We start from the raw sequence: 3,682 nt of genomic DNA, 5'->3' as shown, positions 1-3,682 counted from the left end.
GGTCTTACACGGTAACGTACACAACAACTGGAGTTTGTTCAGCAACACAATCTGTACAAATCAATATTACAAGTATAGATCCAGCGGTTTCTGTAAATGAAATTACGTTAACTGCAGATCAAGCAGGTGCAACCTACCAATGGTTTGATTGTGCAGATGATTCATTTATTGCTGGCGAAACTGGACAAAGTTTTACAGCTACGGCAAATGGAAACTATGGCGTAATAATTACTTTAAATGGATGTGTTGATACATCAGAATGTATCGCTGTTACTACAGTAGGTGTAGAGAAGGTTGAATTGGCAGAAGCCTTTACAGTTTACCCTAACCCAACACAAGGAACATTTAATGTACGCTTTGATCAAGTTCAAGATCACGTTAGCTTTAGAGTATTTAACTTGGCGGGAGAATTGATTCAGGTAGATGAGATGAGTTACTCAGATCACATCACTATGAATATAGATCTTCCTAAAGGTGTTTACTTATTAGAAGTAACGGATAAGAACGATCAGAAAGCTATGGTGAGAATAGTGAAACAATAAACCTCTACGTTTATATTTAGTAAGAGCAAGCTTCGAAAGGAGCTTGCTTTTTTTATGTATAGTACCCCAGTTTAAGATTGTTAGGAATAAGGTATAGGTTGTGCTCCTTATGAAGGATAAGGGCATAAAAAAAGTCCTGATGTGAACACCAGGACTTCTTTATATCGTTATAGGTTTACTTATTTAGTAACACCCATTTTTTCGAATTTCTTAATTCTTTCTGCAGAACGTTTGTCGGCATCAAGCTTAGAAAGTGCAGCAATCTCTTTCTTCAATACTTTCTTCAGTGTAGCGAAGATTTCATCTTGCTTTCTATGTGCACCGCTTAATGGCTCTTTAACCACTTCGTCAACGATCTTCAACTTCTTCATATCTGTAGAAGTTAATTTCAATGCTTCAGCAGCTGTTTCTTTGTAATCCCAACTTCTCCACAAGATTGTAGAACAGTTTTCTGGTGAAATTACAGAGTACCAAGAGTTTTCTAACATCAAGATTCTATCACCAACACCAATTCCTAATGCTCCACCAGAAGCTCCTTCTCCGATAACTACACAGATTACAGGAACTTTCAATTTCATCATTTCATAGATGTTACGCGCGATAGCTTCACCTTGACCTCTTTCCTCAGCTTCCAGTCCTGGGAATGCTCCCGGAGTGTCAATCAACGTCACAATAGGCTTGTTGAATTTCTCAGCCAGCTTCATTAAACGTAAAGCTTTTCTGTACCCTTCTGGGTTAGCCATACCAAAGTTTCTGTACTGACGCATTTTCGTGTTCGCTCCTTTTTGTTGACCGATAAACATCACTGTTTGTCCATCTAACTGACCGAAACCACCTACCATTGCTTTGTCGTCCTTCACGTTTCTATCACCGTGCAATTCCTGGAAAGTTCCATCTGTCATTGCATCTATGTAGGCCAATGTATATGGTCTATCTGGGTGACGTGAAAGTTGTACACGTTGCCAAGGAGTTAAGTTAGTGAAGATCTCTTTGGTCTTCTTTTCTAACTTGTTCTCTAATTCTTCTATCTTATCGCCCATGTCCATGTCAGACTCTTCACCAAGTGTTTTGGCTTTTTCAATCTGCTCTTCGAGGGCTTTTATTGGTTCTTCAAAATCTAAATAAGTCGCCATATGCTTCTAATTTGGGTGGCGAAAGTTACAAAAAAATAAAAGCTATTTATACATTTGGAGCATGATATGTTTCCCAGGATGTAAGATTAACCTCGGTTTGAATGTTTTAGCTAAGCGAGAAGATGGCTATCACACCATACAGTCAGTACTTTACCCCATTGCGTGGCAAGATATTTTAGAAGTAATAAAAAGCGATATTTTTCAATTTTCTTCTTCAGGATTAGCCATTCCTGGTTCCGAAAAGAGCAATTTATGTGTGCAAGCATATGAACTGCTGCGTGCGGACTATGATCTCTCTCCTGTAAAGATACATTTACATAAAATTATCCCTATGGGTGGCGGCCTCGGTGGAGGGAGTAGTGATGGAGCTTACACCTTAATTCTTTTGAATGATTTATTTGAATTGAATTTGAGTGAAGATGAATTATGCAAGTATGCTGCGCAACTAGGAAGTGATTGTCCTTTCTTTATTCGTAACCATGCACAATACGCTACCGATACAGGGACAACATTGAGCAATATTGATCTTGATCTTAAAGGGTACTATATTAAATTGTTGAATATTGGTGTGCATGTAAGCACTGCCGAAGCTTATGGAAATATTCAATTTTTAGAAGGATTGAAAGATCCGCAAAAAGTTGTTACTACTCCTATAGAACAATGGAAAGGAACTTTGACCAATTCTTTTGAAGCCAGTGTCTTTCCAAATCATCCTGAATTGGCTGAAATAAAAGAACAACTCTACAAAGAAGGTGCTGTTTATGCCGCTATGACGGGAAGTGGTTCAACGATGTTTGGTATTTACAAGGAGGAACCAGAACTAAGTTTCGATCATGTAAGTTTTGAAAAAGTTTTAACCCTTTAGTGAATCAAGACTTTGTTTCTATACACGCGGCCGGTATCGTTATCGCGTAAAATGAGATGATACATTCCTTTTTCAAGATGATTTACGTCAATTACCGATTGCGCATTGATATTATTAACTTCTAGACTTAATCTTCCTTGTGTATCGTATACTAGAAGCGTGTTTTGTGCACTAAAATTTCCTTCAATTTGAACAGAACCCTTGCTTGGGTTCGGGTAAATAAATAAGGTAGGTACTTCTTTTTCTACTATACCATAAGTGATATTAGGATCAGCCTCAAATAACCAAGCTCCACCTAAATCATGACCATAAAGCATGTCTAAAAAGAGATTGTTGTTCAATTGAGCGATTGCCACCGAAGAATAGGCCTTGGCGTCAATGGACAAATAATCGTCACTGATTAAATTGAAAACATCTCCTGGATTTAAATTGTCGGCGATATCGTCGTAGACCCAAAGTTTCCCACTTCTACTCCCCGAGAAAAGATAAAGCGTGTCATTTTTATTGATAAAGTGAGGAGTTGCAAAACCATCAGAAGTTCCTATGCTTACGTCAACATTACCAAGCATGGTGTTGCTCAACGTGAATTCATAATTGGAGGAAGTTCCGGTATTTTCATAATAAGCAATGGTTCCGTCTTTTCTTCCTATGATAAGGTCAAGAAGTTGGTCCTTGTTAAGATCAAACAATTGTGGACTCACATATGCGTCCTCATCGATTACAATGCCGGTTGCATCAGTAATGTTTAATAGAGGTGAATTGAAGTTAGGATTGGTACTCGAGCCTGTGTTTTCGAAATAGTGAATATTTCCCAATTCAGAACCTATAAACATATCCAAATCTCCATCATTATCTATATCTCCAAAAGTGGGGTGTATTCTAAGTCCGAAATTAGAATTGGCAAAATTATTCCAGTCTTCCGTTATTAAAGTAAATTCGGGTTGAGCAGCAGTTCCTGTATTTTGGTAATATTGAATGGCGCTTTCTTTATCTAATAAATCTTTGTAGCGATAGAAGTTGGCCAAGATGAGATCTAAAAGTCCATCGCCGTTTAAATCTACCAAAATGGGGTGAGCACCTACACCATTATCTAACATGTCTCTTTGTAAAAACTGGTCGGTTCGATAAATAAAATTAGGCTG

Annotated in this window: 4 protein-coding genes; 2 read left to right on the top strand and 2 right to left on the bottom strand. The window is 37.9% G+C overall.

Translation table 11 applies throughout. The features are described 5' to 3' along the window. The coding region (locus AC22ZQ_RS13240; RefSeq protein WP_318959240.1) for a T9SS type A sorting domain-containing protein at positions 1–542 on the top strand (542 nt) is incomplete at its 5' end. Between the two features lie 179 nt (positions 543–721). Here the strand turns inward: AC22ZQ_RS13240 and AC22ZQ_RS13235 are convergent. Continuing rightward, positions 722–1,675, bottom strand: a complete 954-nt coding sequence (locus tag AC22ZQ_RS13235; RefSeq protein ID WP_318959239.1) for an acetyl-CoA carboxylase carboxyltransferase subunit alpha — start codon at positions 1,673–1,675, stop codon at positions 722–724. Positions 1,676–1,736: 61 nt separating this feature from the next. Between AC22ZQ_RS13235 and ispE the strand changes: the two genes are divergently transcribed. Continuing rightward, positions 1,737–2,540: a 4-(cytidine 5'-diphospho)-2-C-methyl-D-erythritol kinase gene (gene ispE, locus AC22ZQ_RS13230; RefSeq protein WP_318959238.1), complete on the top strand. Its 804-nt coding sequence runs from the start codon at positions 1,737–1,739 to the stop codon at positions 2,538–2,540. On the opposite strand, the gene AC22ZQ_RS13225 is transcribed toward ispE, so the two are convergent. Further along, positions 2,537–3,682 (bottom strand): FG-GAP-like repeat-containing protein (locus AC22ZQ_RS13225; RefSeq protein WP_318959237.1); only part of this gene is annotated, 1,146 nt, incomplete at its 5' end. The genes ispE and AC22ZQ_RS13225 overlap by 4 nt on opposite strands.

The organism is Lishizhenia sp., assembly GCF_057456495.1.
The sequence above is the reverse complement of the archived record's forward strand: the minus strand, read 5'-3'. Positions and strand labels throughout refer to the sequence as shown.

Bases quoted from the DNA above. Each gene is read 5' to 3' on its own strand.
- AC22ZQ_RS13235 (WP_318959239.1), bottom strand. From the start codon at position 1,675: ATGGCGACTTATTTAGATTTTGAAGAACCAATAAAAGCCCTCGAAGAG.
- ispE (WP_318959238.1), top strand. From the start codon at position 1,737: ATGATATGTTTCCCAGGATGTAAGATTAACCTCGGTTTGAATGTTTTA.